Below are 26,988 nucleotides of genomic sequence, written 5' to 3'. Positions count from 1 at the left end.
ATCATTACAACTTCCGTACTTTACGTTCAATTTTTTACCTAAGCTTTACCTAAAGCCTTCATACGGTATCGAGCGCGTTAATGATTGCATTGCCCCAATGCTCTTCAATCTCTGCCACCGCCATTGAAATTAATGGAGTGTCTGCCTCCGCCAACCTAATTTCTAAGGTCTCCTCAGTATCACCGACGATGCCGATCTGGTAAGACTCAATGAGATTTTCTTGGCAATACGCTTCCCAGTTAGCCTGATCGGCTGTAGCCACTGAGACTAGAATTCTAGCGCCGCCCTCACCAAAGAGTAGGGTGTCTAGCCTCAGCTCACCGGAGGCTAGGATGATCTTTGCTCCTTTAGCGGCACAGGCGCAAGCTTCTGCAAGCGCGATCGCCAGTCCGCCTTCCGCGCAATCGTGGGCCGAGCGTATCCATCCTTGTCGAATGCCGTGACGGCAGGCCGCTTGAACTACGAGTTCCAAGTCAATATCAACTTTGGGAGGCTTTCCAGCGACTGTCTGATGAATCTGCTTTAAGTATTCAGATCCACCTAGGCTCACCACGCCTTCCCTAGTCTGATCACAGCGGACACCCAGTAGATAGATTAGATCGCCCGCTGACTGCCAGGCTTGACCACACACCTTAGACAGATCTGGAATTAGCCCCACCATGCCGACCACAGGCGTTGGATAGATTGGTTGCGGCTTGCCCTCGCTGTCTAGCGTTTCGTTATACAAAGAGACGTTGCCACCAGTCACAGGCGTAGAGAATTTTCGACAACCTGCTGATAGACCCCGACAAGCTTCAGCTAGCTGCCAGTAGCCGACTGGATTCTCAGGACTACCAAAGTTGAGATTATCTGTAACAGCAATCGGTTCTGCGCCAACGCAGCTTAAATTTCGCGCGGCTTCAGCCACGGCGGCCAATGCGCCTTCATAAGGATCAAGATAGACATAACGAGCGTTGCAATCAACGGTGGCAGCTAGGCCCGTATTCGCTATTGAACCTGGTTGAGCTTCTGTCGGCGGAGCCTCGCCTGTGGGGTATCGTAGTCGAATCACTGCCGCATCTGCGCCACCCGGCATGATTACCGTATTGTTCTGCACTTGATGGTCATACTGTCGGTACACCCACCGCTTAGAGGCGATCGTTGGCGTTGCCAGCAAGTCCAGCAAAACTTGATTCCAGCTTTTGCCACTAATGCCCTCAGCCGTTGCCTTAAATAAACTATCTTCCTGCCAAGCCCATGCCTGACGGGCGTACTCAGGCGGCTGTTCCATCAGCTTGTGCCGATAGATCGGCGTATTATCTGAGAGAGCCTTGGCCGGGATCTCTGCTGCCACCCCCCCCTCAAACAAAATTCTGACTATGGGCTCTTCTATAACAGAACCTGCCACTACCGCCTGCAGGCCCCACCGATGAAAGATATCAATTAGCTCTAGCTCACGGCCTGCATGCGCCACAAATAGCATTCTCTCCTGTGATTCTGAGAGGAGATATTCATAGGGCACCATTCCCGGCTCGCGCTCTGGAATCAGATCTAGATCTAACTCAATACCGACATCCCCATTTGCCGCCATCTCCGCCGTAGAGCAGGTAATTCCCGCTGCGCCCATATCCTGAGCCGCCGCGACCCCACCTGTCTTAAACGCTTCTAGGCAGGCTTCAACCAGAGATTTTTCTAAAAACGGATCGCCCACCTGTACTGCGGGTCGATTTGCCTCTGATTCATCGCTTAGTTCTGCGCTAGCAAAACTCGCCCCACCCATACCGTCGCGCCCGGTCGTAGAGCCGACATAAAGGACGGGATTACCCACACCCACCGCGCCTGACTTGACAATCTCGTCGGTTTCCATCAGGCCAATCGCCATAGCATTCACTAAAGGATTGCCGCTATACGCGCGGTCGAAAGCAACTTCTCCACCGACCGTAGGCACGCCAAAGCAGTTGCCATAGTGGGCAATACCTGACACAACGCCTGTAAAGATCTGCCGAGTACGCGCATCTTCCAAGCTGCCAAACCGCAGAGAATTGAGCGCCGCAATCGGACGCGCCCCCATAGTGAAAATATCGCGCAAGATACCGCCAACCCCTGTTGCAGCGCCCTGAAAAGGTTCGATGGCAGAAGGGTGATTATGAGATTCGATTTTGAAGGCAACCTGCATACCATTGCCAACGTCAATCACGCCTGCATTTTCGCCAGGGCCAACTAGGATGCGATCGCCCTCAGTGGGAAACTGACTCAGCAACGGCCGTGAGTTTTTGTAGCAGCAGTGCTCTGACCACATCACCCCAAACATACCTAGCTCAGCCCGATTGGGATGCCGGCCTAATCGGTTAACAATCTCATCGTACTCATCTGGCTTGAGCCCTTCTGAAGCGATGTCTTCAGGTGAGCAGGCTTCAGGTGAGCGAGCTTCGGACGAATAGGCTTCAGGTGAGCTAGCCGCAGAGGTTGCCATAAGTTCTAACTTTGAAGTGGGGATTGACTGTTGATTGTCAGCTATCAATTCTATCTCTCAAACCTTTTGCTTAAACCTTTTGCCTGCACTCATTCCTACGAATCTTTGTTCAAAGCAGCAATCGGTATATATTGTTACGGGAGTGTTACGAGAGCTTAAACAAAGCTTCTAGTGCAGGCAGTGTTGGCGATCGCTAAATACTCTATTGATTCACCTTGAGGGTTTTCCATGGCGACTTATAACGTCACACTGATCAACGAAGATGAAGGCATCAACGAAACTATCGAAGTTGCTGATGACCAATACATCATCGAAGCGGCTGAAGATGCGGGTATCGACTTGCCTGCTTCTTGCCGAGCCGGATCTTGCTCTAGCTGCACTGGCAAGCTAGTGTCTGGTTCTGTTAATCAAGAAGACCAGGTCTTCCTAGACGACGACCAGATGGAGGCAGGTTTTGTGCTTACTTGCGTGGCCTATGCGACTTCTGACTGCACAATCCAAACTCATCAAGAAGATGCGCTCCTCTAGTCTTTTTGAGTGGGTCCCGGTCAGACTTGTTAATATCGGCATAAGGCACTGGTATAAGAGGAGAGACTTCTCCTTGACTTAAGAAAGCCCTAAGTCACTTGGAAGCAAGCGACTTAGGGCTTTTTGTTGACCGTCAATGTCAATCAAATGCTAATTAGCAGATAAGACACAGTGGTCTCATCGCATTCACAGAAACTTGTGCTTCGATATGATGTATGCTGCGGCTTTTTGAAGAGCTTCAGCCCTCTGTAGTCTATGACTATTTCAGTCACCTTATTCTTCAGTCGCGTTGCCTGGCTTTATCTATGAGTCTTTCTGCCGCCTGCCAAGCCCAACATGCCAAAGAGAATGCGATCACTAGAAAGTGGCTGCTAGTCGGCTTTGTGATCGCGGTAGTCACGCCTATAGGATTACTGCCGTTGCTCAGGTTTGTTTTGCCCGGTACGTCTGAGCCATCGGCGCGAATTTCTATCTCTATAGTCGGGCCAGCAGATTTGCAAGGTGAAATTGTCGAAGCAGCTTCGCCCCCAAAAGAGGTATTTGACTTCATCAATACAGCGGAACCCACTGCCACCCAGCGGCCAACTGATTCAGCCCCCTTAGAATCAGGTTCAGCGATCACGTCCCCCACCGCTATCCGCTCTGCGCCGCTTCCCACTCAGACCAGCGAGTCAAGCTCAAATAGGTCAAGTTCAAATAGGTCAAGTTCAAATAGGTCAAATTCAAACAGTGAGTCAGCCGCCGCCGAAACCTTAGATAGAGCGCCCGCAGATAGAACAGAAGCGCATGCGACTTCAGAGGCCTTAGATAATACAGCCTCTGAGCAGGAAAACGCATCAGGTCGTTTGATAGAAGATGAGGCAATCACAACTGAGTTGAACACGGCTGGAGCCACAGATACCACCGAATCCACCTTTGCTAGAGCCACAGCATCTAGAGCGACTCAATCTCAAGCGCCTACTCAAACCTTGATTCAGCCACAAAGTAGAGGCACACCGACAGCGGCAGTCAGTCAGGCATCAGGCTCGAACATCGCAGCTAGAGGAAGTTCTGCGACTAATCAACCGACCAGTACGACAGAATCCGGGATAGATCGACCGGGTGCTTCAGCGCTAGGTCCCAGTATTGCTAGACGAAGACAAGAACCTATCAGCTGCCGATATTGCGATCCGACGGCACTTTTAGGCGAGACGGCTAGCAGCGGTGCAAGGGTAGAGCCTTCGGTCAGACTAGAATACGACAGCGATGGCAACGTTGTTGGTGCTAGGATAGAGCGCTCAAGCGGTGATGCCAGCGTGGACAGAGCCGCGGTCAATGCTGCGCTTACATTCGCGTTTAATAATCCATCTGGCGAGAGCGGTACGATCGCCGTTGACTTTCAAATTAATGGCGGCAACAGTCAATCACAGCCCAGCACACAGGAGACTAGTCCAGGCGCCAGCCCAGCAACGCCGTCGAACGAACCCACGCGCGTTAACTCCTCAGAGCCAGCCGCAGAACCGACCGTAAAACCGACCGCAGCATCAGCGACAGGGCCAGCCTCCAACCAGCAACTTGTCAACACCCAGCCGCCAGATATCCGAGGCACTGCTGCATCGATGGATGCAACCGCTGGCGCGGCAGATCTCGCTGATATTCCATCGACAAATCTAGAGACCGCGCCGGAATCCTTTGAAGTTACGTCACCCACCACAGAACTGGAGCCTGAACCGACACCGGTTCCCGCAGTTGCCGAGCCGCCCGCGTCTGAGCCGCTTGAATCCGAGCCACCTGCATCCGAGCCGCCTGGCGCTGAAGCGCTTTTATCTGAACCAGATTTCTAGAACGTGCCCTTTCGAGCGATCACGTAGGCCACTCCTCCCAATACTAGTCCCCAGAAGGCTGAACCGATGCCAAACAAAGAGATACCTGACGCGGTGACTAAGAGCGTAATCAGGGCGGCTTCTCTTTCTTTTTCGTTGGAAAGCGCGGTAGCCAAGCCTTTGCTGATAGTTCCAAACAGCGCTAAACCTGCGATCGCAACCACCAACTCCCGCTGCAGCGCCTAAAAAACAAACTGACCGTGGCGCTAAAGATACCCACGATGATGTAGAAGACACCAACTGCGATTGCCGCTACATAGCGCTTCTCAGTATCTTCGTGCACCTCTCTCCCCATCGAAATTGCCGCAAAATTAATCGCAAACGGACATATGGAAGTTTCGTGATTTGTAGTTAATCTACAAAACTACCTTCCTATCTTTGCACAAACTTTTGTCCTGTACTAAGGACTAGATCTTGTTTGCTATGTACTGCGCTGGCTCCCCGTTTGTGCTGGAGATCTTCCTTTTCTTCAAGAGATAGTATCTGTACATAGACAATCTCTTTCTTGTTTTTTCAAGCAATGAAAGATGCGTTTTGTTGAGGATCCTCATATAGGTTTGCATCATATCTGAAGTAGGCTCGTCAATAGTTTTGAACTCAGTATCTACAAAATTCACAAACGAAGCACCAATTCCAAGTTTATCAGTCAGGAACTTTTTCATTCGAGACCTTCTAAGATTGTTGTAGTAAAGCTTTCGTCGAGAATATGAAGGCTTGGCATGACTGCTGTAGTTTTCCTTAGCATATAAGTTCTTGCCATGTATGCGTCTTGTAACAAGTGGTTGATCACAATATGCCTTTCTAGCACCTGCCATTGATGAAGCAAAGATAAGGTACAGATCCGCTTGAATACGCCAGTCCTCTACAAATGGATAGGGAAAAATCTGTTCTAAAAAATTTCTCTTGATGGAGAGCGTTGAAGTAACATTACCGAGATAATGATTGCCATTAGCCCAAGTAGCGAGGATAACAGAGTAGCCTAGGTCCATGCTCTTATTGTAAACGTGATGCACGCTCTCTTTCTGCGGTTGAGCATCTTTGTGTGAGAAGAACAGAAAGTCACAGCCAATCTCTTCATAAGACTGAAGCGCCTTTTCCAAATAACCAGATGAGTAGAAGTCATCAGCATCGAGAAAGAATATGACTTCTCCAGATGAGGATAATAGACCTTGGTGAAAACAGGAAAGCTGACCGCCGTTTTGCTTTAAAACAAGCTTCACAGTCGGATGCGAGGCGTAGTTTTTCTCAAGCAGCTCGACAGATCCATCAGTCGAGCCATCGTCTACAACTACTATCTCGTCAAAACCGACTGTTTGATTCAACGCGCTGTCTACCGCTTCTAAAACGTACGACGCATAGTTGTAATTGTTGATCAGGCATGTGGTTTTCATAGACCGATGTCATCTCACCTAATATACTTTACGACTAGCCAGAAAGCCTGGGACTCAGCAGTAGGTTCTCCGTTGGGAACGTCTGCATCCTCTTTGCAATTGAGCCGATGCAAGAGGATGCTTATACAAGCTCGCATCCGCTAACAACTAAACTGCTAGGAAGGCATCCTCAATAGTAGAGACATCTCCTGCACTCGCAACAGTAATATCTAGCAGATTACCTGTAGGCGTTAGCGCTGGGAACAATCCCTTGATGCGATTATCTGAGACGTACGTAAGCTGCGCCGATGTACTACCGAATGTGACAGTTGTATCCGATATATCACCAAAGCCTGTGCCACCAACCACAAACTCCTTTCCTCCAATTGCAGGTGCCCGCCATGGGAATATGTCATATGCCTGCAATCCTCGAACCGTTAGGTCGTCAGGTAGAGAAACCGTAATTGAGTTGTCGCTAAGATCGACACCGACAATCGCGCCACCAGGACCTGTGACAATATCTAGAGCATCGGTAATCCCGGTGAACGCTTCCTGCTGAACAACAGATAGTCCATCCTCGGATAGCTTGTATCGATGAAGCTCATTATTCCACTGCTGCGCAAGCAAATCACCTTTTAGCTGTCCTTCAAAGGTGGTCGCACGGTATTCTTCAAGGCCGTTAGTAGAAGCGGGTGTGAACGCCAACGGTGCGTTGTAAACGCCCGGAATGCTCTCATCTAGATAGCTATAGTACTGATTGAAGCGATTGTCATACCGGCCAAGGTTACGGTTGGGATGACCATAATAGCCGCCTTCTACAACCAAGTTCAGTTCGTCTGGAACGTCTTCTGTAAAAGGCGCTTCGGTAGTAGCCGATGTAGAAACATTCCCAAGACCTGCGTTTGCTCCATTGTCAGTTGCGTACAGCTTGCCTTGGGTTGTCCACACCAAGTCGAATGGGTTCCTGAGGCCAGCGCCATACAGAGAAACATCCACGCCGGGCGCAACATCTACAATTTCTCCCCATGTCTGGCTATCTTCTGGGTCAAAAGTTAGTCCTGCTGGGGGAACAAAATCGGGTGGGAGAACATACTCTACCGCGCCATTAAAACCAGGCTTTGTAATTTCAGCTTTGATGATAGCAGCGGCAAAAGGTGATTCTGGAATGCCACCAATGTTGTCATTGGGAACTCCTGCATTCGTGTTTCCACCAATAGCAATCAATAAGTCGCCTTGGTCGTCAAATTCGAGGCCATTGACGCCATGGTCGTGGTTAGAGACAGGCAACCCTGTAATTAGAGGGGTCAGCGTACTAAAGTTAGGGCCTGAAAGAATTGATACTTGTCCACTATACGGGGATAGTTCTGTCTCAGGAAAACTGCTGCCGCCGTTAGCGTAAAGCTGGCTATGCGCTACATAGATTTCAGGATTCGTAGCAGTACTAAAGGGGTTGAACGCAATGCCTAGTATGTTGGGATTATCCAGCCCGGTTAGCGTATTAATGACTTGAGTATCGATGACGTTGTAATCATCATCAAAGGTGTAGGCATTGATTTCACCTAAGTAAGTGCCGACGTATAGTCGACCGTCTGGTCCCCAGGTACCGCGTGTTGGCAGTACTGGATTAGCGACTGTCTTTTGAGTGAAGCCGATGATTGGAACATCGTTGTCAGAAATGGTAGTAGAAACGTCGGAAACGGCTAGATTGTTGTAGTTACTGTCCTGACTGCTGACTGTGTGAGCGATTTGGTAAGTTTCTGTACCTTCTTTTAGCTCGTCATCTACAGCGGTAACCAGTACAGTTTGTGCAGTATTCCAGTTAGCGGGTGTAAAGGTCAGCGTGGTTTGATCGGTAACCAATTGCTGGGTATCGGACTGAATCTGAATGACGACATCTGCTGTGGGCTGAGTGTTTAGAACGATTTCGTAAGTATCATTGTTACCAGCTTCTGCAACATTTGTTTCTCGATCAGACTGTCTTAGAATCACCTGAGGACCCACAATCGGAATCACTTCAATTCCAGAGATGATTGATTTGTCAACGGTAGACTCGACCGTTAGATTCAATGCACCATCGGAGACATCGATATCTTGAAAGTTGAGGACGAGGGCTGAATCTTTGCCAGGGAAAAAGGCATTCTTGGATTTTTCGAAGATATCTAGATCGCTAAGAACCGTTTCTCCCTCCAAAATGATGTCGAACAGCCTTTGACCAAAGTCATCGTGGACGATCTCAGCAAAGTGCAGGTTCAGTGCGTAGTTCCCATTATCAACGGGAATGACAAAGTTAGCAGGTGCATTCTTCTTTCTACTGACAGCAGCAGTTTGATAGATTGTGTCGTCTTCTGTTTTGAAGATAGGCGCAATGGTGTCGGTAGTTTTACCTTTGGTTAGGTAATCTCCCCCAGCGACCCATTGATTTCCTAAAGTGTCTATGTAGTTACCGCCACCTGCATTGATACGCAAGGCCTCAGGTTGAGAGGGCTGACCGACAGTAACCTCAAACGAACCGATAGCGCCTGCGGCAACCGAGTTACCGCTAGTATCAGCGACTTCATTAGCGGCAAGAGATACGCTGTAGCTACCAGCATCCGCGTTCTGCCAGCCGCCTGCGGGCGCAGCAAGCTCGTAGGTTGCCTGTCTGATAGCGCCGTTACTGTTGACATCTGCGCTAACGAAGCTGAGTGTCTGTGCCCCGTTCGGTCCAGTGACGACTAGGTCCTGACTATCTAAGGTACTGACATCGACGGCAGCGTTGTCGCTGTACTCGATGACAAACTGCGCTGCATCACTACCATCTATCGGTAGGATCAGTGAGGTCGTCTGCAGACTAGCCGTAGGGGCGGTCGTATCTGGCGTCGGTTCTTCGACGCTGAGAGTGATATCGCCTAGAGAGCCTGCTGCGACAGCGTTGCCGCTAGTATCTACGACTTCACCAGCGACTACTGCGATAGTGTAAGAACCTGAGTCTGTTGTTTCCCAACCACCAGTCGGTGCGGCAATTGAATAGGTAGCTTGTCTAACTGCACCGTCACTGTTCACGTCGGCGCTGACGAACGTGACTGCTTGAACGCCAAACGGACCGACTACCGAGAGGTCTTGAGCGCCTAGGCTGTCTATGTCGACAGCAACGTTGTCGGCATACTCGACCACAAACAGCGCATCGTCACTACTTTGTGCTGGAACTATCAGTGTAGGGGTCTGCAACGCTGCGGTCGGCGCGGTGTCATCAGGCGCAGCCACACCTTTTTGAGTGATGTCGAAGTAGTTGAAGTTGAGTTTGCCATCGGGGAAGGCAACTTTGATCTCCTGTAGCCCTGCTGCCAGGTCGACATCAGTGATAGTAAAGTCTTGGTAGGTTCCCCAGCTGCCGGTAGTCGGTACGGTGATGGTGAAGGTCTGACCTCCAATAGAAACGTCTACATCTCTATCTTTGCTTCTGCCAGAAGCGAGTCGAAGGGTGATCTCGTAGGTCCCTGCTGTAGCGATGTTCACATCGTAGGTAAGGTACTCGCCTGCGGCGATGATGCCGATATTGAAGTCGCCTTCAACATCGCCTGTGACTGCGATGTCAACATCGTCACTGCGGTACTCGCCACCGCCGTTGCCCGCAGTCGTATCGAAGTACTCGACACCGTTTGTACCCGCTTTATAGTCTTCGGCTTCTATCCTTAGGGGCCCATTACCCAGCGTAGGCGGTTCGCTGACGGTGATGTTGAAGCTACCGATGCTGCCAGCAGCGGCTACGTTACCGCTAGTATCAGCGACTTCATTAGCGGCAAGAGATACGCTGTAGCTACCAGCATCCGCGTTCTGCCAGCCGCCTGCGGGCGCAGCAAGCTCGTAGGTTGCCTGTCTGATAGCGCCGTTACTGTTGACATCTGCGCTAACGAAGCTGAGTGTCTGTGCCCCGTTCGGTCCAGTGACGACTAGGTCCTGACTATCTAAGGTACTGACATCGACGGCAGCGTTGTCGCTGTACTCGATGACAAACTGCGCTGCATCACTACCATCTATCGGTAGGATCAGTGAGGTCGTCTGTAGACTAGCCGTAGGGGCGGTCGTATCTATGACTGGAAGAGTCGCATCATGAAGTAGATAGATTGGCTCAGTTACTGGACCAGCTGGTAGTTCGCTGCTGTCGACTGCGTTTGCAACAAATGATATGGGTAGCTCGCTGTCACCCGGAAATGCCGGGATACCGTTAGGAGCGCCAAAATCAAATAGTGATGTGATATCTTGCGATGTACCGTCTAGGAGTACATCAACTGTTTGGAATTGAACTGCATTGTTGGCTGGGAAGGGAGAGCCTACAAACTGGTTCGATAGATCGATCACATTACCGTCGGGATCGGTGTATTCAAAAGGTTGGATAAACCCTTTTGATAGAACAACGCGGACGGTATCACCAGCTTGTCCAGAAACTAACACCTGAATGTTAGATTGAGAATACAGCCCAGAGCCACCTTCTGTAACGCCGTTGACAGTCAGGCTGACTTGCTTATCTAATGCTACTTGAGAAGCAACCGCGACACTCCCTCCTTGAGAACCATCACTAGCAAGCTCTCCAACCGCAGTCGTTCCATCAGTAAATAGTATGTGAACCTTAGAATTGATTAGTTCCGCGCCCGAAACACCTCCAATATCCCAAGACGCTATTCTAGGGTCGGCTCCATTAATGTCAACCGGGTCTTTAGGAAGTCCGATGATTGAGTTGGAGTCCATATCAACGCCGAATTTAATAATTTCGCCGCTGCTGTAGCCACCGTCGATATTGGCATCGAAGGTCAAAAGCATGCCCTTGTAGCCACTACTGCCACCTGTTCCATAGAAAGGGGCTAGCTTATCACCAGCGCTGGGTTCAATAGCGCCTGTGTTCCCAGTACTGCTATATTCCAGGCCACGAGATGCACTGTCTCCAGCTAAACCCACCGGATCGAACACTGTATCCAAGTAAAGAGCCTCTGTGACATCAAAGTAGATAGCCGCGATTCTTTTGCTGCCTGTGTTTTCAACTGTGAATGATTGTGTCCCAAAGCTAGATTTCTGAATACCGCTATCAGGTAGGATACTGATTTTGGCAGAGCCTGTTTGGTTGGGATCTATAGAGTCGACTGGTGTGATTCCGGAAAATGCATCAATCATGTGACTAGGACCGTAGTTACGATTTTCAATATGAGGTGGTGGTGATATTGAGCTCTGTGCAAATCTATTCGGGCACAGAGCTCAATGTCTAAATCAGTGGTTATAGTGACTTCTATGAACCAGCTAGACTGTTCTAGCTGGATGGGTCTTACGTAAGCTAAGCTCGACAACAGCGTCTGTTGATTGAGTCCTCAGCTATTCAGCTATCGAATGTTCGACAGGTTAAGAGAGCTACACATCTGTGACCTTTAAACCCCGCGAATATACTTACAGACATTAAAGGTGATTAAAGTTACGTTTGTGTGAGGCAATGAAAAAGAATTGAAGGAGAAATATTTAGACTCTATTGAGCAAATCTATTGAATACAGACAAAGACATCATTAGAAATAGTGGCAAGCCTCTTTTCCCACACCAGGGCAAACGCATACTTAAGCGAGTAGCACTTGAACGAGGAAGTCATTGTCCCAGCTGGCTTTGAACTGTTTGTTCTTTTTCGAGCCTTTAGAGGGCTCTTTGGCCAGCAGGTCGAGAGCGATCCTTCTCATCACCGTCATAGTCTCTGGCCCATGTCCTGTTTGGATGCGTGAGCCGCCCTTACGAAAAACGGCGTCTAAGCTTCAGTGGGGCTTGTTCTCAATTCCTCATCGTCCGCGGACGATGAAAGCGAAGCGCTTGATGCCACCGTCTAAACTTGTGAGGTAGTAGCGTCATTCTGCGCTTATCGGTTTGCCTTTGATGCGATGTTCTGACTCAATCATGCTGACGCATCTTAGCCCTTCCCAGTACTGTGTCGCTTCGAGATGGTTCACATTAATCCAGTAGCCAGTAGCGCCTAAGTTTAATGCGGCCATGAACCTTATCTCAAAGGCCTTAAGGTCCTTATCTATATGCCCCTCTCTTCCTTCTAGCTGTTATGTCACCCTCTAAGATGCACACCATCTTGAAGCATTCAAGCTTTTGATCTGATGGTAGTGTCTGTTGAACTTATCGCTCTTCAATAACTCTTGGAAAACAATGGCTGGGACGACGTAAATTCGTTGATTGATAACCAATAGCTCATAGCAGGTTTCAGTACTTACAGCGTTTGAATTTCTAAAGTCATTGAATGAAGAAAGATACGACCAACTGGTATTCTACTAAGGTGCAACCTCTATAAAAAGTAAAATGACTTGCTCCACATGCGACTCGCACAATATCTCTAAAAGCGATACTGCACGCCGAGGTAAACAGAGCTACAAGCGTTGAGACTGTAATCAGCAGTTCGTTGAAGACCCAGAGTGGGAACCAAAAGACAGAGTACTCGTACGCTGGTAAACTTGCCGCTGCTCGAGAAGCTGCCGCTGGCAGGTATTGCTAAAGCAACAGGTGTTTCAGAGAGCTGTTTACAACCCTACGTCAACGAGTACTATGCTGAGGTGCCGCAAGGTGCTGGAGTGCGACCGGAAGCCCAGACTAACCTAGCAGTGCATATGGTTGGGCTATAGTCGTTTGTTGATAGCAAAGATAATAATACAGTGGGGATGGCTAGCCCTGGATGATAGATCAAAGAAGTCTCGATCACATTGCGGAACATTCTCGAGACTCGGCATGGCAGTTGTCGCGGTCCTTCCCTGCTGTGTATCGCTGGTGGGCGTATACACAGACTAACAGAGCGCTCACGCACTTTTCTATCCCATTTTCAGAACGTCCCCTAAACAAAAAGCGCTTCCACAAGATTCCCTGAAGTCCCACTCAACCAAATCTTCCGGGCTACTGTACAGTCAGGGGAGTAATGATAGCGTTACTCTCTCTTCGGCACCCTCTTACACTAGAGCCGTTCTGCTTTCCATGGCGTGTCATACCGTCCTTCGAGATGTCGTCAAAGCTGCAAGCGGAGTAGCTCTTTTCTGACTTTATGGTCATAGCGCCTTTGCCGAGCAGCCGCCATGTTGTCTATGCTCTCCTCTAGCCTTTACACTAATGCACTACCAGGCGATGGTGACTGCGCTGGCCCTCCTCAAGCACGCGCTCTTGAAATCTCAATCCAATGACTAGAGTGGTATATAGCATGTAGCCAGGCTCCTGCATCTGTGCGAATATCAGACCGTTGACAACAACAGTAAGCAGCAAGAATTTAGATAGATCGTCTGCACATATGTACACCCATATCGCAGCTAAAATAGAGCCATAAGCGATCAACCCTACTATGCCAAGATCGCCCCACATGCCAGCCCAGCCGAAGAATGGTGAAAACATACTGGATTTGCCGCCAAGCCAGCTTGAAAAGAAAGCGTCCCATACCTCTTGACTGACTGGATGAGAAGTTACTCCTAATGGTTTTAGTAGGCTTTCATACTTGGGGATCATCCATCCGCCTAATCGCTCAACGGTATGACCTGGGCCTAGACCAAACAGCCAATGTAAGAAGTTCTCGTGATAAGACTGAATAATATGGATCGAGGAAAGCTTCAGCAGCCGAGCTTCTCCTTGTGGTCCGTAGATCTCCGGTCTGATCCAGGTTTTAAAGCCTCTAAATGCTTCAAAATTATTTACGCACCATACTAAAATGGCAAGCGAAAGCGCACCGAGCGTACCGTAAATCAAGACCTTCTTGATATCAGCGACTTTTGTCAAAATCAAGATGAGCCAAGCTGCAAAAGAGACGAAGAGTACCTGCTTAGCATCTGCAACTACCAACTGAGTCATCGCGGCGACCAACACACCCATCTTGAAGGTCAATGAAAACTTAGATTGGCTAAAGCAATAGGCAGCAAAAGCAATTGAAACAGAGGCGCCAATCACATGACCGCCGCCGGATAGATAGAACACCCCCTGTATATTATCTTGGAGGATATTCATCTTCGTAGTCTTTAGAAGACCAACTTCTAGTAGTACTTTTTGTAGGAGAGCCAGGCCAATATGAAAAATCGAAATCCGCATAAGCCAGGTCTTTATACTAGCGACGCTGTCGACGCTGAGTGGAATACTCACAAATGCGCACAAGAAAATGTAGGCTTCAACCCATAGCAAGTAGGATAAGGCAATATTGATAAATCCAGCATAGTTAAAAAACGCGCTGGTTATCACAGAAAGTAGAAAGAACAGAAGGCTAAAGAGGAGAACTTGCGCCGATATAATTTGCTTTAGCAGCTTTGTTCGCGACGACACAACAAGATACAGGCTTGCCGCAGGTACAACTGCTAGATGAACGAAGTTTATAGTGGCAGGTGCGCCTGCCGTATCAACTAGTCTTGAAAAGAAAGCAGTCGAAAAGGCTAGTAGAAGTATGAAAGAGCTTTTAATAAGCTGCTGTTTATGTCTGCTCACGGTCTCTCTAAATTGCTCTGTTGATGTAAAAAAGTAGCTAGCAGATCACTATATAGTGTTTCCCACTTTGCTGAAGTACATACATTACGAGCGAAAAGCCTTGTAGCATAACTGACAAAGTGGTTCGTGTGTACCTAATACACGGGGACATATGCATCAGGTACACGCTATAAGTCCCTGCTGCTAGCGCACAAGATACTGTTCGTATATCTCTATTAAACGGATGTAGTTTATATCAGCGGTATATTTAGAGAGGTATTCATCCCTTGATCTCTGTCGCATCTGCAAACTGGAGTAGGTATCACCCATCAAGGTCATGACCTTTTCAGCCAAATCGGACGCGTTACCCGCTTCAAACAGCAAGCCTGTTTCACCAGAGTTCACAATTTCAGCGATCGCACCAATCTCAGAGGCGATCACGGGCGTTCCTTTGGCAAACGCTTCTACCGCTACTCGGCCAAAGGTTTCGTACCACTTAGAAGGAAACACTAAAAACCTGGCGTTACCCATCAGATTGTAGACATCCTCAACGGGTAAACGTCCTAACCACTCTATCCGATCAGACTTCTTGGTAGCAGCTACTACCAGGTCGGTTAACGGACCGTCCCCGACAATTTTTAGATCTATGCTGTATTCTAGCTGTTCCCAGGCCTCTAGCAGCGTATCTAACCCTTTTTCTACCGATAAGCGGCCTACGTAGAGTGCATAGCCACCTTTGCCCTCAGCCACACCCGGATCAGGGCTTACAAAGTTAGACTTCACGTGTATCTTTTCAGCTGGGAACCCGCTTTGTGTGAATTTTCTTTTTGCAAACTCTGTCAAGGCAATATAGCCATCGATTTTACTTTTCCAGGTATTCACCATCCGATGTGCCACGATCATAGCGGCGGTAACCGCACTCGCAGCCTTGCTTTCCCGATAGCAGCTATGCACAATTCCAGGATAGGGAATCGGCTTGCCGACACAGTCTTCACAAACCTGACCGTCTCTAAAAAAGAGCGCGTTCGGACATATCAGCCGATAGTTCCTAAGTGTTTGGATCACGGGAACATTAGCTGACTTGGCTGCGTAGAAAACTGACGGGGAAATCAAAGGGAAAAAGTTTTGTACATGCACAATATCGTATGACGCAGCTGCTAGGAGCTGACCGACCGCTCGATAGGTTTCTTGTGACCAGAGCGTACGAGCAGCTAAATTCGCCGGAGGAATGTCTGCGATGAGATCATTACTGACCTCATAGGTATCCACTGTATGACCACGACTACGTAGCAAGTTCTCCTCGGTCTTGCGAGACTCATCCTCTCCGCCTCGAATCTGATAGCTGTTGTGAACGCTTAGAATCCGCATGGTTATGTACAGTTACTTTCTTGACTTTCTAGGACAGAGGGGGACATATCAACAGGCTGCTGCTCTACGCAGTCGCGATAGAGCTGCGCTAGCTGCTGCGCTTTTGCTTCCCATACGTAGTTCTCCAGCACATGCTGACGCCCAGCCGCACCCATCTGCGCCCTCAGAGGGTGGTCCGTCGCCAGCTTTACCATTGCCTGGCTAAGTGATCGCACCGCCTGCTTCGGGTCTTCCGCAGGTACCAATACACCAGCAGCAGGCGTGACCTGCACCGCAGGCCCGCCTAAATCTAGACAAATAACTGGACGCCCTGCGGCCATGGCTTCTAGACAGACAAATCCACCAGAATCATGGAGACTAGGATGTAATAGGACGTGACATTCAGCGATCTTTTGCAAAGTCTGATCGCGCGGGAGTACTCCCAAGAATTTCACCTGCTTGGCAATGTCCAGTTCGTCAGCAAGTGTTCCTAGGCGATCGCGCTCCGGGCCTTCTCCCAAGATCCAGTACTCACATTCATTCAGTGAATCCGAATGTTGTACAACATCAGCAAACGCCTGCAGGCCCAAATAGATGCCCTTCCAGTGTAAAAGCCTAGCAATTGAAATAAATCGAATGGGCGCAGGTGGAGGGTCCGGCTGCTGAGCGAGCTGATCGATTTCTTCTTGAGAAAGACCTAGCGCAGAAGCAACTTGAACGTTAGCCGCACCTAGCTTCTTCAACCTGGCCGCCGTATCTACAGTAGTTGCTCGAACTAAGAAACTTCGCCTAGCCGTCGCTCTAGTGAAAGGGTCTAGTTCACCTACTTTGTGAGATAAATTTCTTAAAACGTTGTAGACCTTTCCTCGCAGCGAGAAACTCTGCCAGAAAGTGCTAGGAGCCTGCTCTCCGCCGCCAACTGGACCAAAGATGAAAGGCAGCGGCAAAAGAGATAAGAAGCTAGGCGTGGAATAGCGAACGTAGGTAATGTGATGAACTAGATGAATCGGCTGAGTTCTAAGCAGCTCTTTAGCCACTGCATACGCTTCAATTTGCCAAAAGTAGTAGTGCGCAACATTCGCAGGAGGCAGCCACGCGGCCCAGGTAGGTGGGTCGAAGTAGATGAAGTTGAGATTGTCGATCGGCTGCTTGCTTAGCTCAGCTTCTATCGCAGGAGCATTGCTTGCGCGGGTAAAGACATAAAGTTCGTGGTGCTTAGCTAAAGCGCACACAATGTTCCAACCGACGCCCGGCTCTGAGCCAACGTTGGGAGCGCAGGCATAAACAGAGATGAGAACTTTGAGCGAAGGGTATGACTCAACGGGAGGCATTGTAGACATGCTCATAGATGCTAGCGAGTTGGCTGGCGGTATTAGTCCAGGTGAATAATGCGGCTCGGGAAAGACCCGCCGCAGATAGCTGTTGACGCAAGTCGAGATCTTCAATAAGGCGCTCAGTTGCAGAGGCGATCGCCTCCGTATCACTAGGAGCGACCAAGATGGCTGCATCTCCAGCCACCTCAGGAAGAGAGGTCGTATTGGCCGTTACCACTGGCGTCCCACAAGCCATTGCCTCCAGTACGGTCAGTCCAAAACCCTCATACAAAGACGGTGCTACTAGTACATCGGCCGCGCTGTATAGCGTTGGTAATAGCGTACTATCTAGCTTACCAAGGTAAGTAACATGGTCAGTTAGCTGATGAGTCGCTATGAATTCACACTGCTCGCTGGTAAAATTGCTACCCGCTTTCCAAAAATGCACAGGATGCGATCGCTGCTTCAAAACATGCATCGTCTCCAAAATCGCCGAGACGTTCTTACGAGGATTATTTGAGCCAACATTGAGTAGGCAAAAGGTACTCGAGTTCACTCCCTTTGATTCACGAAACGTAGAGACAGCTTCTGCAGACGCAGGAGAGAACTGGTCGCTCACCGCATTAGGAATGGCTGTGACCACTTCTGAATCGAGCTGAAGACTTTCGGTTACGTCTGCGGCTGTATGCTCAGAGACTGTTACGACGTGATTTGCATCTGCCATCTGCTTCACTGACCAGCGCCAGCTATTCAAGCTAATCAAAGGCATAATCGCCAAACCCTGGTACATCTCCGGCTGAACCCAATTGATCAAGTCATGGCAAGTGACGACCGAACGCTTTCCATAGCGCTTCAGGGCAGAGGCTAGATGTCCATCGCTGTGATCAACAATATGAAAAACATCTGCTTCGCAGCTCTTCAAAGATCGCGGATAGTGCCAGTAGCGATCATAGTACTTACTAAGCGAGTTCTGGAGTGCAGAGACTTCACCAGGTATAGGAATCTTAGGGGAAATATCTAAAATTTCCCAATCTGGACGAACTTCCTTGAGCCCATCAACAATGTTGTTGGCATACACCTTCATGCTGATTGAGGACTGTGCGGTACTACGCAAAATAGCGACACGCATATAAATTTCTCATCCTGGCTAGAAAGTATAGTGAAACTGTTCAACATCTTCAGCGAACCAATCGGCAACAATAGCTTTAGTGGCCGAGTCGTAATAATCTTGATAGCTGCCCCGCTTGCTGCTCTTTAGATGAGGTAGGCTTGCGTCGAGATTAAGGCGCTTACATACCTGCTCAAAGTCACTAGATAGTGATTCAAACCGACAGATATAGTCCACTATCATTTCACCAGTCTGGTCCACAACCCACTTTGTTTGTGGCATAAACATTTTAGGTTTGTTGTAGTAGGCTGGATCCTTCTTACCGTAGGAAAGTGTTACCCAGGTCTTGAAGTCGACCTTACCTTCGCCCAGATTGGTTTGGTCGGTTTGTACCCGGTAGTGATAGTGTGAAACGACCTTATCCCAGGGGTTTCTAACGACCGCAAAAGTAAACCGTCGGTTCCACTCTTCGCGACCTATCTCTTCGATTTTCTCAAGCGCTGTCCGATGGATTGTTGGAATATTCAGCGCCTTCGCTACGCTAGTTCCGCCGGTTTTGTTGATATGGATAAACACAAACTTATCCATCCACCGGTGTCGCATGAGCTGCACCCTATTTTTTAAAGGGCGAGGCAAGTTATTTGAAAGGGCTTTCATAGTATATGTTCCTAAGTAGGCCTATAGATAAGCGCTATACAGATTGAGCGCTTGGTTTCGTAGATCGCTTAAAGAATCGGCTCGAAAGTGCTCTCGCAGAATTTCCTTATATCGCTTTCTTTGGTCCGATGGTGCGCAGGTAACGCTCTTTTGCTCACTAAAGCCTAGATCTTTCCAGGAGTTGTTCAGTACTTCAAAGCACTTATCAGCATTTTCCTGAGTGTGCTCAAAAGTCTTAAAATTCGTAGAAAATTTTTGGTTGGTTTGCTGAATAATCTGGCCAAAATCAGAGATAACATCTTCAAACTTAGCAATAACAAATGCCTCTTTGTACTTCAAAAGAGGCTGATAGAAATCAAGATAGCTATTGAGGCACTGTTTGATTGTCAGGTTCTGAGAATAAAGAATATGCGAGATAATCGCATCTTCGGGGTTGCGTACTAAGATCACGCAAGGAATTTTCGCTTTGATTGCGGCAATTACAGGTGATGCTGTGTGTAGATGATGTGAGATACGAACAGAACCCTTGCCTTGGGCCATATCAAAAGCGGTAAAGGCAAACGAATTTCCCGAACGAGGATAGCCTTCGATCACAATCTCGGTATCGTGACGCAACGCTTCAGGCCGATGAAGCACGCCAGGTGGATACTTCCATCGGGTAAGCGGTAGGTACACAGCTGGAACTTTTACCATCAGACGACGGAGTTCATGACGAATCTGAGACGTGGTTCGCTGTAGTGGAGAATGGGCTGCCTCGCCATACAGCTCGACGAGAATAGCTGTATCGTAGTCTTCTGTTAAACGGTTTTTAGTAAGTTTCATAGGTTGGCTGTTCGATTTTCCGATAACTAATCAGGTTAATTAACTGCTTCAATCGGTACTGTTTTCTTCTGAGAAGTTAGCTGCTTCGCCCAGTCTAGAAGCTTCGGCCGATTTTGCGGCACATATAACCAGGTGATAGCTAATTTTGCTAGTGGTAGCGGCATGATAGCTACCCAGACAAACCAAATGCTATAGATCAGACGCTTTTTAATGTTGAAGTCTGAATACTTCCAAAGTGATCGTATTCCCCAGTACATCAGCTTAAAGGAAGTATCTTTTGTTTTTGGATGTTTGCTAGGTCCCAACCGCAGCGAAGAGAGACGACACCACACATAGCCAGGATTACGCTCTTCTAAGTCGTCTGGCAGTGAATAATTCATCTTCTCAGCCTGCTGTTCAATTAGGGCTTGGCTCTGATTGTGATGATGTACGAAACGATGAAATCTATCGCCGCTGACGGTGACTAGCGCCCACTGATTACTCGTATGAATACGGTAAGCCGCTAGTGGCTCATCTATTGCGACTACTTCGCCATAGAAAGGAATAAGCGTGGAAAGATAGTCATCAGATGTCAGCTTATACTTCTCTGGGATAGGAGAGACTTCTGCTAGTGCATGACGGCTAATAGCGTTGCCACTAGTAGAGACACCAGTATATGCGCCTCTATCGAACAGCTCCTTCCATACTTCGCCACTAGCTAGTGGCAGATTGCGTGGCGGATAGCAAGGACCTTGAATCTCACCTTGAGCATCGACAATCTGTAGCCGATAGTGAACTTTGGAGACTGTTGGGTTCCAGACTTCAACAATCTTCTCTAGTGTCTGCTCAAACAGATAATCGTCTGAATCTAGAAAGAGAATGATATCGCCTTTGCTGTGAGCAAACCCATTGTTGAAAGCAGCACCCTGTTTGGCGTTTTCCTGGAAGAGCGGTATGAGGCGATCGCCATAGCTTCTGATAATGTCCCTAGAAGTATCAGTTGATCCATCATCTACGACAATCACCTCGACATTGTCATAGCTCTGATTAAGCGCACTGTCTATAGCATCGCGCAGGAACTTCTCGTAGTTGTAGTTATTGATGATTATGCTAACTAGCGGGGAATGTACCATAGCGAAAATACCTGACAATCAAATACGTGAAAGTGAACCTGCAGCATTCAAAATCTAGAAAATACCATTCATTGACAAGCCTGGTGAAGGAGCGCTTTAGCCGCCTTTCCTGCCGCCTGCCAGTTCAATCGTTCTTTGTACTCCCAGAAAGACGATAGGCACATCTTTTTATAGCGGCTGTAATCAGCAAACAAATCTGCAATATACGTGCAGTAGTCGCCGACGCTTGATTGAGCACCGAATAGCTGACCGTTGATATTAGGTTTTACGATGGTTGGAATACCACCTATATCGGTTGAAAGACAAGGAACGCCAAAGGCATTAGCTTCGCATAGCACAATGGGCGAGCAGTCAGCTAGAGTCGGTAGGACTAAGAAATGAGACTCTCCGATAAGCTGAGAAATTTGTTGCTGGCCCGATGCTGTAAGCTTGCTGATATAGCCCATTGGCTTGACATAATCAGGGAGAGGAGCGTCATCTTCAGGTTGAGTTCCTATTAGCGTCAGCTCTGTTGGTAGGCCGGCCTGATTTAATGCTTTGGCGACCGCCAGCGCTTTATCACCCCCTTTTCTTATCCAGTCCACACCGATAAAAATCAGCTTGCAAGTCGTTGAAGGCCGCGAATCTACCAAACTTTCAACTTCTATAGGTGATAAATTAGATGTTAGGTTAGCTCCGAAAGGAATTACATTAACTTTTTCAGGCTCTGCTCCGTAAAAATTAATAGCGGTATTTGCAGCCCAATCAGAGGAATAAATTGCAAACCGGCATTTTTCTAGCGCTAGTCGCTCCATTTCATGACCGTAGTCTACCGATGACTGACAGAGATTGCTGTATTTTGGATAGAACTCAGCCGTGTTTTGAAACGTTGCATCAGCCCAAAACAGAATAGGCTGCTGACTTTTGAGATAGGCAATTGGGTTGCTCGTTGCACTCAAAATTGCATCGTGAGGAGCAAGCCTTAGCTTTTCGGCAACCTGATTAGCGTATCGTTGTAGAATCGCTGGGTCGGTATCTTTGAAGTAAACTTTACCGCCAATCTGGTGGTAGTGACGCTTCAGCTTACGCAGAGCCTTCATCGACAGGGGGTCTCTTAGCGGTCCCAGGTAGTCAATCGAGACGGACTGTTCTGTCAAAGCTTGAGCGATGTGATAGCCAGTCCCCGACCATTCGGTACCTTTGCCTAGCTGTTGAGCGTTTTTGATTGTCACATAGGCAAGCTTCATCTCAATCTATTTCCCCTTATAGATTTGTGGATCTGTCCCTGTCAAAAGATACGAACAATCCTTCGTATTATCACCACCTTCTGGAGCGACCGCCAAGTCGTAGTCGCATTCTTTCCCAAGCGCTAACATATCTAACGAAAAACATTACAAAAACAAATTGAAACCGCTGCTTTTGCGTTTGAAGCTTTTTATTGTCCCAAACGCGCAGGATACTACGACCCGGTGGAGTGAATGCCATAACAAGGTCTTTAGCGAATCCTTTGGCATTATCTAGATGAGACCATTGAGACTGCGCTGCATCATGTTTTCCCCCTACGATTCGGGTTACCCGCTTGTAGAGTGCGCCGAAGCTGTGGCGAGTAGGATGACAAACATAGGCGTCGTGCGCGTAGACTTGAGGATAGTTAGCTGCAAAAACGCGCTGTCCCCATTCTTTATCGCCACCCGATTTCAAGGTAGTGCTAAATAGCCCAACGTCTTCTATGACCTGCTTGTAGGTAAATAGGTTAGCTGTAAGACCGTAGTGCTGCTCGGCCAAGAACTCAGCTTGGGAAAATCCCATCTCGACACTTTCATATATCTCGACTGCTGTCGGCTTCTCTAGATCTTGAAAAAAAAGGTCGATACGGCCAGCGACCATACCACACCCCTCGGTTGATTCTAAGCAGCTCACACCCGCTCGCAGCCAGTCAGTATCAGGGATGCAGTCAGCATCAGTGAAGGCGATGATCGGCCCTTTTGCTTGTTTGATCCCGGTGTTACGCGCGGCGTATGAACCAGGCTCACGTTCGACCATCAGACTAGCCCATTCGTAGGGTGCAACGATCTGCGCAGGGCTCTCGGTTGAAGCGTTGTCGACTACAATCACCTCGTAGTGAGATTTGGGATAGGTCTGATTGTCCAATGCTTGGAGACAGGTCTGTAATCTATGTGGATCGTTATAGACTGGAATGATAACTGATACAAAAGCTGTTGATACGGCCGTTGATTCTATAGAGTTAGTCATAGCTATAACTTAATCTCCAAATCGGTATGGTAGACGTGTAGAAGCAAGACTGACTCTACGTGCTCGATGTATACAGTGACTCGGTGCCAGGGATAGTTCCGAATATCTCGGTGCAATAGTCTCGCAGAGACTTATCTGCTATTAGCGCTTTGAATTCTGCATCATCAGAAAAGTGTGTCCAGCGCTCTAGCACAGACATTTCAGTAGCTTTCCCTTGAAGGTTAGTCCCATCGAACGAGCTACCACCGCCGTTGGTCATTACATCGTCCACGCCAGAATCGGTAAATTCAAGTCCAAGCGTCTCAGCGAGCTGGCGTCTATAGGCACTATCGTTCACCCACTGATTGTAATTCACTGGAACTTTGACGTTACTTAGGTAGTTCGTTTCGTTTAGGTACTCTTTTGCATAGTCTATCCATAGCTGCGGCAGCGTATGGTGACGAGACTTTACTTTCATAAAGTCTATCGAGCCTGCTGTAGGGTTCTTTCTACGACTAGCTCTGAGTCTGCTAGCGAAAAGGTTGAAAGGATCTCTTAATAAGATCAGATCGTATCGAATTCTGCTTTTACCAAAATAGATATCATGCTTCTTCTCGAAGGCGGGGTCGCACATTTTCTCCATTGGCTGGTCTTCATAGCTGTATACTAGGCAATCTTTGTATGAGAAATCTCCGAGGGCTTCCTTTTTCCACTTTTCAAGGTTGTCAGTTCTCCAGCCGCTAATATCAGGTTTTTTCGCTATGCGGACCTGCTCTTCGTAAACGTCGCGGTATGGATTAACGTTGATCAGTGCGTTGTTGATATAAAAGATCTCGCCCCGCTGCTGCTTTCTAATCCAGTTCATGATTGCGTGATTGCCAGTACGCCTGAGACCTACGACACGAATCTCTTTGTCATTAACGATAGGTGAACTGTCTGAGGATAGCTGTGAAAGGCGAATGCGGTCCTCTAATTGATGCCGAAGCGTGTTGACACCTTTACGAAAGCCAGCACTTATCTTTTTGCTGCTGATTGCTGTACGAAGAAATGACATTTGAAACCCTATAACCCTGATTTAAAGTTGTCCACGGCATAGTTGTATATTTCCAAGTCAGGGCTACAGATCTCTTTAATAGTACCCATCATCTTCTCATTAATGATTTCATTGAGTTTTTTTTCCTTACTAGGCCGCTGATTCAGCGTGTTTATGCGTAGCTTTGTGCCGTAGCGCTGAGCGAACATCTTCTGAAACGTAGCCATGTCGTCTAGAAATCCAATCAGTTGAAACTTATGCAAGTTCTCTTTTGCTCGCTGTACAAAATCAGCATTCATGAAGCTACCCTCTTTGGCAACACCACCTAGGAACTTAGCGTATTCATAGCCTTGCGATCGCCCTAATTCAGAATTAATATAATCATCAAGATCGATCGCAATCTTACGGTAAGAGGACTGCTGTCTGTAGTTGTTATAGAAATAGCTCGATATCCATCTATCAACCGGGTCACGAAGAACCGTAATGAAATCGAATCGACTACCATAGTACTGATGAGCTAAGGTGCTAAATGGAAAGTGCCCAGATAGATAATGGACATGGCCCAAAGACATAAAATAAAATAGAAGTTCTTCTCGTAGCTGCATCACCGCAGAATCATCTACCACATCAGGTGGTAGCTCCTTTCCAAATAAGACTTGAGCTGATTGCCAGGAGGCTGCTGAATTTAGATTTAGAACATTACTAGATTCCCATAGATTCCACTTGACATAGCAGGACTGAAGCGCTCTATTCAGAGAGGTCCCGCCACACTTAGGAATGTGGTGGAAATAAATATTCTTCTTCAAAGGACCCCTAATCAGGTTTCTAGTTTTGATAGAAACATTCTGGAGTTTTTGAGTTTTGATCTGAGGTAGAAGACGAAGCATATTTTGATATGGATGGGAACCGCAATTATAGACCTCTGCTAGCAACGACCTCCTCATAACTTCCTGTTTGAGTGAGCTGTCCGTTGTTTAAGAGGAAAACCTGGTCGCAGTGCTGAATTGTGGACATCCGGTGGGCGATCACAATGACAGTTCTCTCACGGCTCAGTGATTTTATTGACTCTGTGATAAGGGCTTCCGTTTCACTATCTAGTGCAGAGGTAGCTTCGTCCATAATCAAGATATCGCTGCCGTGATAGAGCGCTCTAGCAATACCTACCCTTTGCCGCTGTCCACCAGAGAGCCTTACACCCCGTTCTCCTAGCTCAGCATATATACCCTCTGGAAGGTTCTTGACTACATCTTCGAGCTGGGCCGATCGAATACAATGGTGTATCTTCTCGTAGTCAATCGCCTTATCTGAGACTCCAAGCGCTATATTCTTAACTAGAGAATCATCAATCAGATGGACAGACTGTGGCATGTAGCCGATGAGTTGTCGCCAGTCTGCCAGATTGTTATAGATAGAAACGCCGTCTATCAGAATGTCCCCGCTGCTAGGAGTCAAGATGCCTAACAATACATCTACTAGTGTCGTTTTCCCTGCACCAGATTTACCTATAAATGCGACTGACTGACCTTTTTTTATTTGAATACTAATGTCTGAAAGCGCTTCTTGATAGCTTCCTGGGTAGGAATAAGAGATATGACTGAGTTGAATGCTTTCTGTGAAACTTAAGCCAAATGTTCTTGGGTCTTTTTCGGTAGTTGTTTCTCTATTGCTATGAGCGGCCCTTTCAAGCTCTTGTAGATCGGCGTAAAGCTTGTCGACAACATATCCCTTACTCCGCACATTAATAAGAGAGCTTGCTAGATTGCTAGAGGCTGGGATCAGCCTAACAGCAACTAGAGCGAAGGTTCCTAAAGTCGCAATCATTGAGGAAGCATCTCCTCTAACAAATAGTACCAAGAGGGTAATTCCTACCAGCAGAGCAACAAAAGCCGCCTCTAGTACCATCCTAGGTAAGATCTTGAAGGAGAAATTGTCAGAAGACGCTTTCACATAACGGTTACACTGAGCACTCAGCTGATCATTGAAGTATTGCTCGCAGCCTATTGCTTTAACCTCTTTGATACCACCTAGCGACTCATAGATTATCTTCGCACTATTGCGATTAGAGTTTGAAATTTCTGAACCCCAGCTTCTAATTCTGCTTCGAAAGGTATTGAGTACAAGGAATATAGGCAGAATGAATAATATAGCAACCGCTGTTACCAAGGGATCTGAAATCAGCAGAAGAAGAGACAGAGAGGTGATAACAGATATATTGGCGAGAATAGTTAAGCTAGGAACGAAGACCCCTAAAGAAAGCGCTTTAACATCACTTAAAATAGTATTTATAATATATGAGCTGTCTTTAGATAGATGATAGGTGTAGGGTGCTTTTAGATATAAACGCATCAACTTCTTCGCGAGCTTGGCCTCTTGGGTGAAGCTAAATTTATAGATAAATGATTGTACTCGCCAGTTCATCATTGACTTGAATGCAAAGAATACAATAATTCCAATTCCAAGCCAAAGCAAAAAATCGTTTGGGCTAGATAGATTTAGTTGCTGATATATTCGATTGAGATAGGGCTGTCTTTGAATAGCACTAGGATCACTAACAAAGTAAATGAATGGGCCAATTAGGCCAATGCCAAAAGCTTCTAGTACAGAAACAAAAATGAAGCCAAGAGCAATTAGGAGAAACTTTATTTTACCAATTGAAAGTATATTCGAGATCGCGTTTAGAAAATACCACATAGAAGTAAGCTCTCCTCAAAACCAGTTCATGAGATGTCGGTCCACGACCAA

General features: G+C 47.7%; 21 protein-coding genes. 3 read left to right on the top strand and 18 right to left on the bottom strand.

Annotation, left to right across the window (positions count from 1 at the left end; translation table 11 throughout):
* Nucleotides 1-58: 58 nt before the first annotated feature.
* Nucleotides 59-2,452, bottom strand: coding sequence for a phosphoribosylformylglycinamidine synthase subunit PurL (gene purL / locus S7335_RS08235; protein ID WP_050765814.1), 2,394 nt, complete (start codon nucleotides 2,450-2,452; stop codon nucleotides 59-61).
* 228 nt (nucleotides 2,453-2,680) lie between these two features.
* Here purL and S7335_RS08230 point away from each other — a divergent pair, with 228 nt between their 5' ends.
* Together S7335_RS08230 and S7335_RS08225 are read left to right on the top strand one after the other, a co-directional pair.
* Nucleotides 2,681-2,980: a 2Fe-2S iron-sulfur cluster-binding protein gene (locus S7335_RS08230; RefSeq protein WP_006456492.1), complete on the top strand. Its 300-nt coding sequence runs from the start codon at nucleotides 2,681-2,683 to the stop codon at nucleotides 2,978-2,980.
* A 305-nt stretch (nucleotides 2,981-3,285) separates the two neighbouring features.
* Nucleotides 3,286-4,803, top strand: a complete 1,518-nt coding sequence (locus S7335_RS08225) for an energy transducer TonB (RefSeq protein WP_198011360.1) — start codon at nucleotides 3,286-3,288, stop codon at nucleotides 4,801-4,803.
* Here the strand turns inward: S7335_RS08225 and S7335_RS29185 are convergent.
* From S7335_RS29185 to S7335_RS27725, 5 genes are all read right to left on the bottom strand, one after another.
* A complete protein-coding gene (locus S7335_RS29185) occupies nucleotides 4,800-5,006 on the bottom strand; it encodes a benzoate/H(+) symporter BenE family transporter (RefSeq protein ID WP_038015912.1) in 207 nt (68 codons plus the stop codon). The two genes, S7335_RS08225 and S7335_RS29185, sit on opposite strands and share 4 nt — an antisense overlap.
* Nucleotides 4,985-5,137 (bottom strand): benzoate/H(+) symporter BenE family transporter, encoded by a 153-nt coding sequence (locus S7335_RS29180; protein WP_255346456.1) that lies wholly within the window; start codon nucleotides 5,135-5,137, stop codon nucleotides 4,985-4,987. The genes S7335_RS29185 and S7335_RS29180 overlap by 22 nt, the downstream gene beginning before the upstream one ends.
* A 112-nt stretch (nucleotides 5,138-5,249) precedes the next feature.
* A complete protein-coding gene (locus S7335_RS08215) occupies nucleotides 5,250-6,233 on the bottom strand; it encodes a glycosyltransferase family 2 protein (protein ID WP_006456469.1) in 984 nt (327 codons plus the stop codon).
* Nucleotides 6,234-6,380: 147 nt separating this feature from the next.
* Nucleotides 6,381-11,357, bottom strand: coding sequence for a malectin domain-containing carbohydrate-binding protein (locus tag S7335_RS08210; RefSeq protein ID WP_006455832.1), 4,977 nt, complete (start codon nucleotides 11,355-11,357; stop codon nucleotides 6,381-6,383).
* A gap of 708 nt (nucleotides 11,358-12,065) precedes the next feature.
* The gene (locus S7335_RS27725; RefSeq protein WP_006457166.1) at nucleotides 12,066-12,209 is read right to left on the bottom strand and encodes a hypothetical protein; all 144 of its coding nucleotides are present in this window, start codon (nucleotides 12,207-12,209) and stop codon (nucleotides 12,066-12,068) included.
* A 426-nt stretch (nucleotides 12,210-12,635) separates the two neighbouring features.
* On the opposite strand from S7335_RS27725, the gene S7335_RS08200 reads away from it, so the two are divergent.
* Entirely contained in the window at nucleotides 12,636-12,842 is a 207-nt protein-coding gene (locus S7335_RS08200; RefSeq protein ID WP_006456386.1) for a hypothetical protein, read from the top strand.
* Between the two features lie 472 nt (nucleotides 12,843-13,314).
* Here the strand turns inward: S7335_RS08200 and S7335_RS08195 are convergent, their stop codons facing one another.
* The 12 genes from S7335_RS08195 to S7335_RS08140 all read right to left on the bottom strand — a co-directional run bounded on the left by S7335_RS08195 (nucleotide 13,315) and on the right by S7335_RS08140 (nucleotide 26,937).
* Nucleotides 13,315-14,277: a hypothetical protein gene (locus tag S7335_RS08195; RefSeq protein WP_157620130.1), complete on the bottom strand. Its 963-nt coding sequence runs from the start codon at nucleotides 14,275-14,277 to the stop codon at nucleotides 13,315-13,317.
* Nucleotides 14,278-14,847: 570 nt separating this feature from the next.
* Entirely contained in the window at nucleotides 14,848-16,011 is a 1,164-nt protein-coding gene (locus tag S7335_RS08190; protein WP_006456756.1) for a glycosyltransferase, read from the bottom strand.
* 2 nt (nucleotides 16,012-16,013) lie between these two features.
* Nucleotides 16,014-17,330, bottom strand: a complete 1,317-nt coding sequence (locus S7335_RS08185) for a glycosyltransferase family 4 protein (protein WP_227499966.1) — start codon at nucleotides 17,328-17,330, stop codon at nucleotides 16,014-16,016.
* Nucleotides 17,308-18,432, bottom strand: coding sequence for a glycosyltransferase family 1 protein (locus S7335_RS08180; protein WP_006456606.1), 1,125 nt, complete (start codon nucleotides 18,430-18,432; stop codon nucleotides 17,308-17,310). Before S7335_RS08180 ends, S7335_RS08185 begins: the two co-directional genes overlap by 23 nt.
* Before the next feature lie 18 nt (nucleotides 18,433-18,450).
* Nucleotides 18,451-19,014 carry a sulfotransferase family 2 domain-containing protein gene (locus S7335_RS08175; protein ID WP_198011359.1) on the bottom strand — a complete coding sequence of 188 codons (564 nt, stop codon included), beginning with the start codon at nucleotides 19,012-19,014 and terminating at the stop codon, nucleotides 18,451-18,453.
* Between the two features lie 75 nt (nucleotides 19,015-19,089).
* Nucleotides 19,090-19,890 (bottom strand): hypothetical protein, encoded by an 801-nt coding sequence (locus S7335_RS08170; RefSeq protein WP_006454744.1) that lies wholly within the window; start codon nucleotides 19,888-19,890, stop codon nucleotides 19,090-19,092.
* A gap of 35 nt (nucleotides 19,891-19,925) precedes the next feature.
* Nucleotides 19,926-21,002, bottom strand: coding sequence for a glycosyltransferase (locus S7335_RS08165; RefSeq protein WP_006455850.1), 1,077 nt, complete (start codon nucleotides 21,000-21,002; stop codon nucleotides 19,926-19,928).
* 68 nt (nucleotides 21,003-21,070) lie between these two features.
* Nucleotides 21,071-22,228, bottom strand: coding sequence for a glycosyltransferase (locus S7335_RS08160; protein WP_006454139.1), 1,158 nt, complete (start codon nucleotides 22,226-22,228; stop codon nucleotides 21,071-21,073).
* Nucleotides 22,229-22,298: 70 nt separating this feature from the next.
* Nucleotides 22,299-23,234 carry a glycosyltransferase family 2 protein gene (locus S7335_RS08155; RefSeq protein WP_006457412.1) on the bottom strand — a complete coding sequence of 312 codons (936 nt, stop codon included), beginning with the start codon at nucleotides 23,232-23,234 and terminating at the stop codon, nucleotides 22,299-22,301.
* A gap of 55 nt (nucleotides 23,235-23,289) precedes the next feature.
* Nucleotides 23,290-24,267, bottom strand: a complete 978-nt coding sequence (locus tag S7335_RS08150) for a hypothetical protein (protein ID WP_006454011.1) — start codon at nucleotides 24,265-24,267, stop codon at nucleotides 23,290-23,292.
* A gap of 8 nt (nucleotides 24,268-24,275) precedes the next feature.
* Nucleotides 24,276-25,133 carry a sulfotransferase family 2 domain-containing protein gene (locus S7335_RS08145; RefSeq protein ID WP_006454963.1) on the bottom strand — a complete coding sequence of 286 codons (858 nt, stop codon included), beginning with the start codon at nucleotides 25,131-25,133 and terminating at the stop codon, nucleotides 24,276-24,278.
* A 25-nt stretch (nucleotides 25,134-25,158) separates the two neighbouring features.
* On the bottom strand, nucleotides 25,159-26,937 hold the full coding sequence (locus tag S7335_RS08140; protein ID WP_006453828.1) for an ABC transporter ATP-binding protein: 1,779 nt from the start codon (nucleotides 26,935-26,937) through the stop codon (nucleotides 25,159-25,161).
* Nucleotides 26,938-26,988: the final 51 nt, after the last annotated feature.

Source organism: Synechococcus sp. PCC 7335, assembly GCF_000155595.1.
In the GTDB taxonomy this organism is placed as follows: domain Bacteria; phylum Cyanobacteriota; class Cyanobacteriia; order Phormidesmidales; family Phormidesmidaceae; genus Phormidesmis.
The sequence above is the reverse complement of the archived record's forward strand: the minus strand, read 5'-3'. Positions and strand labels throughout refer to the sequence as shown.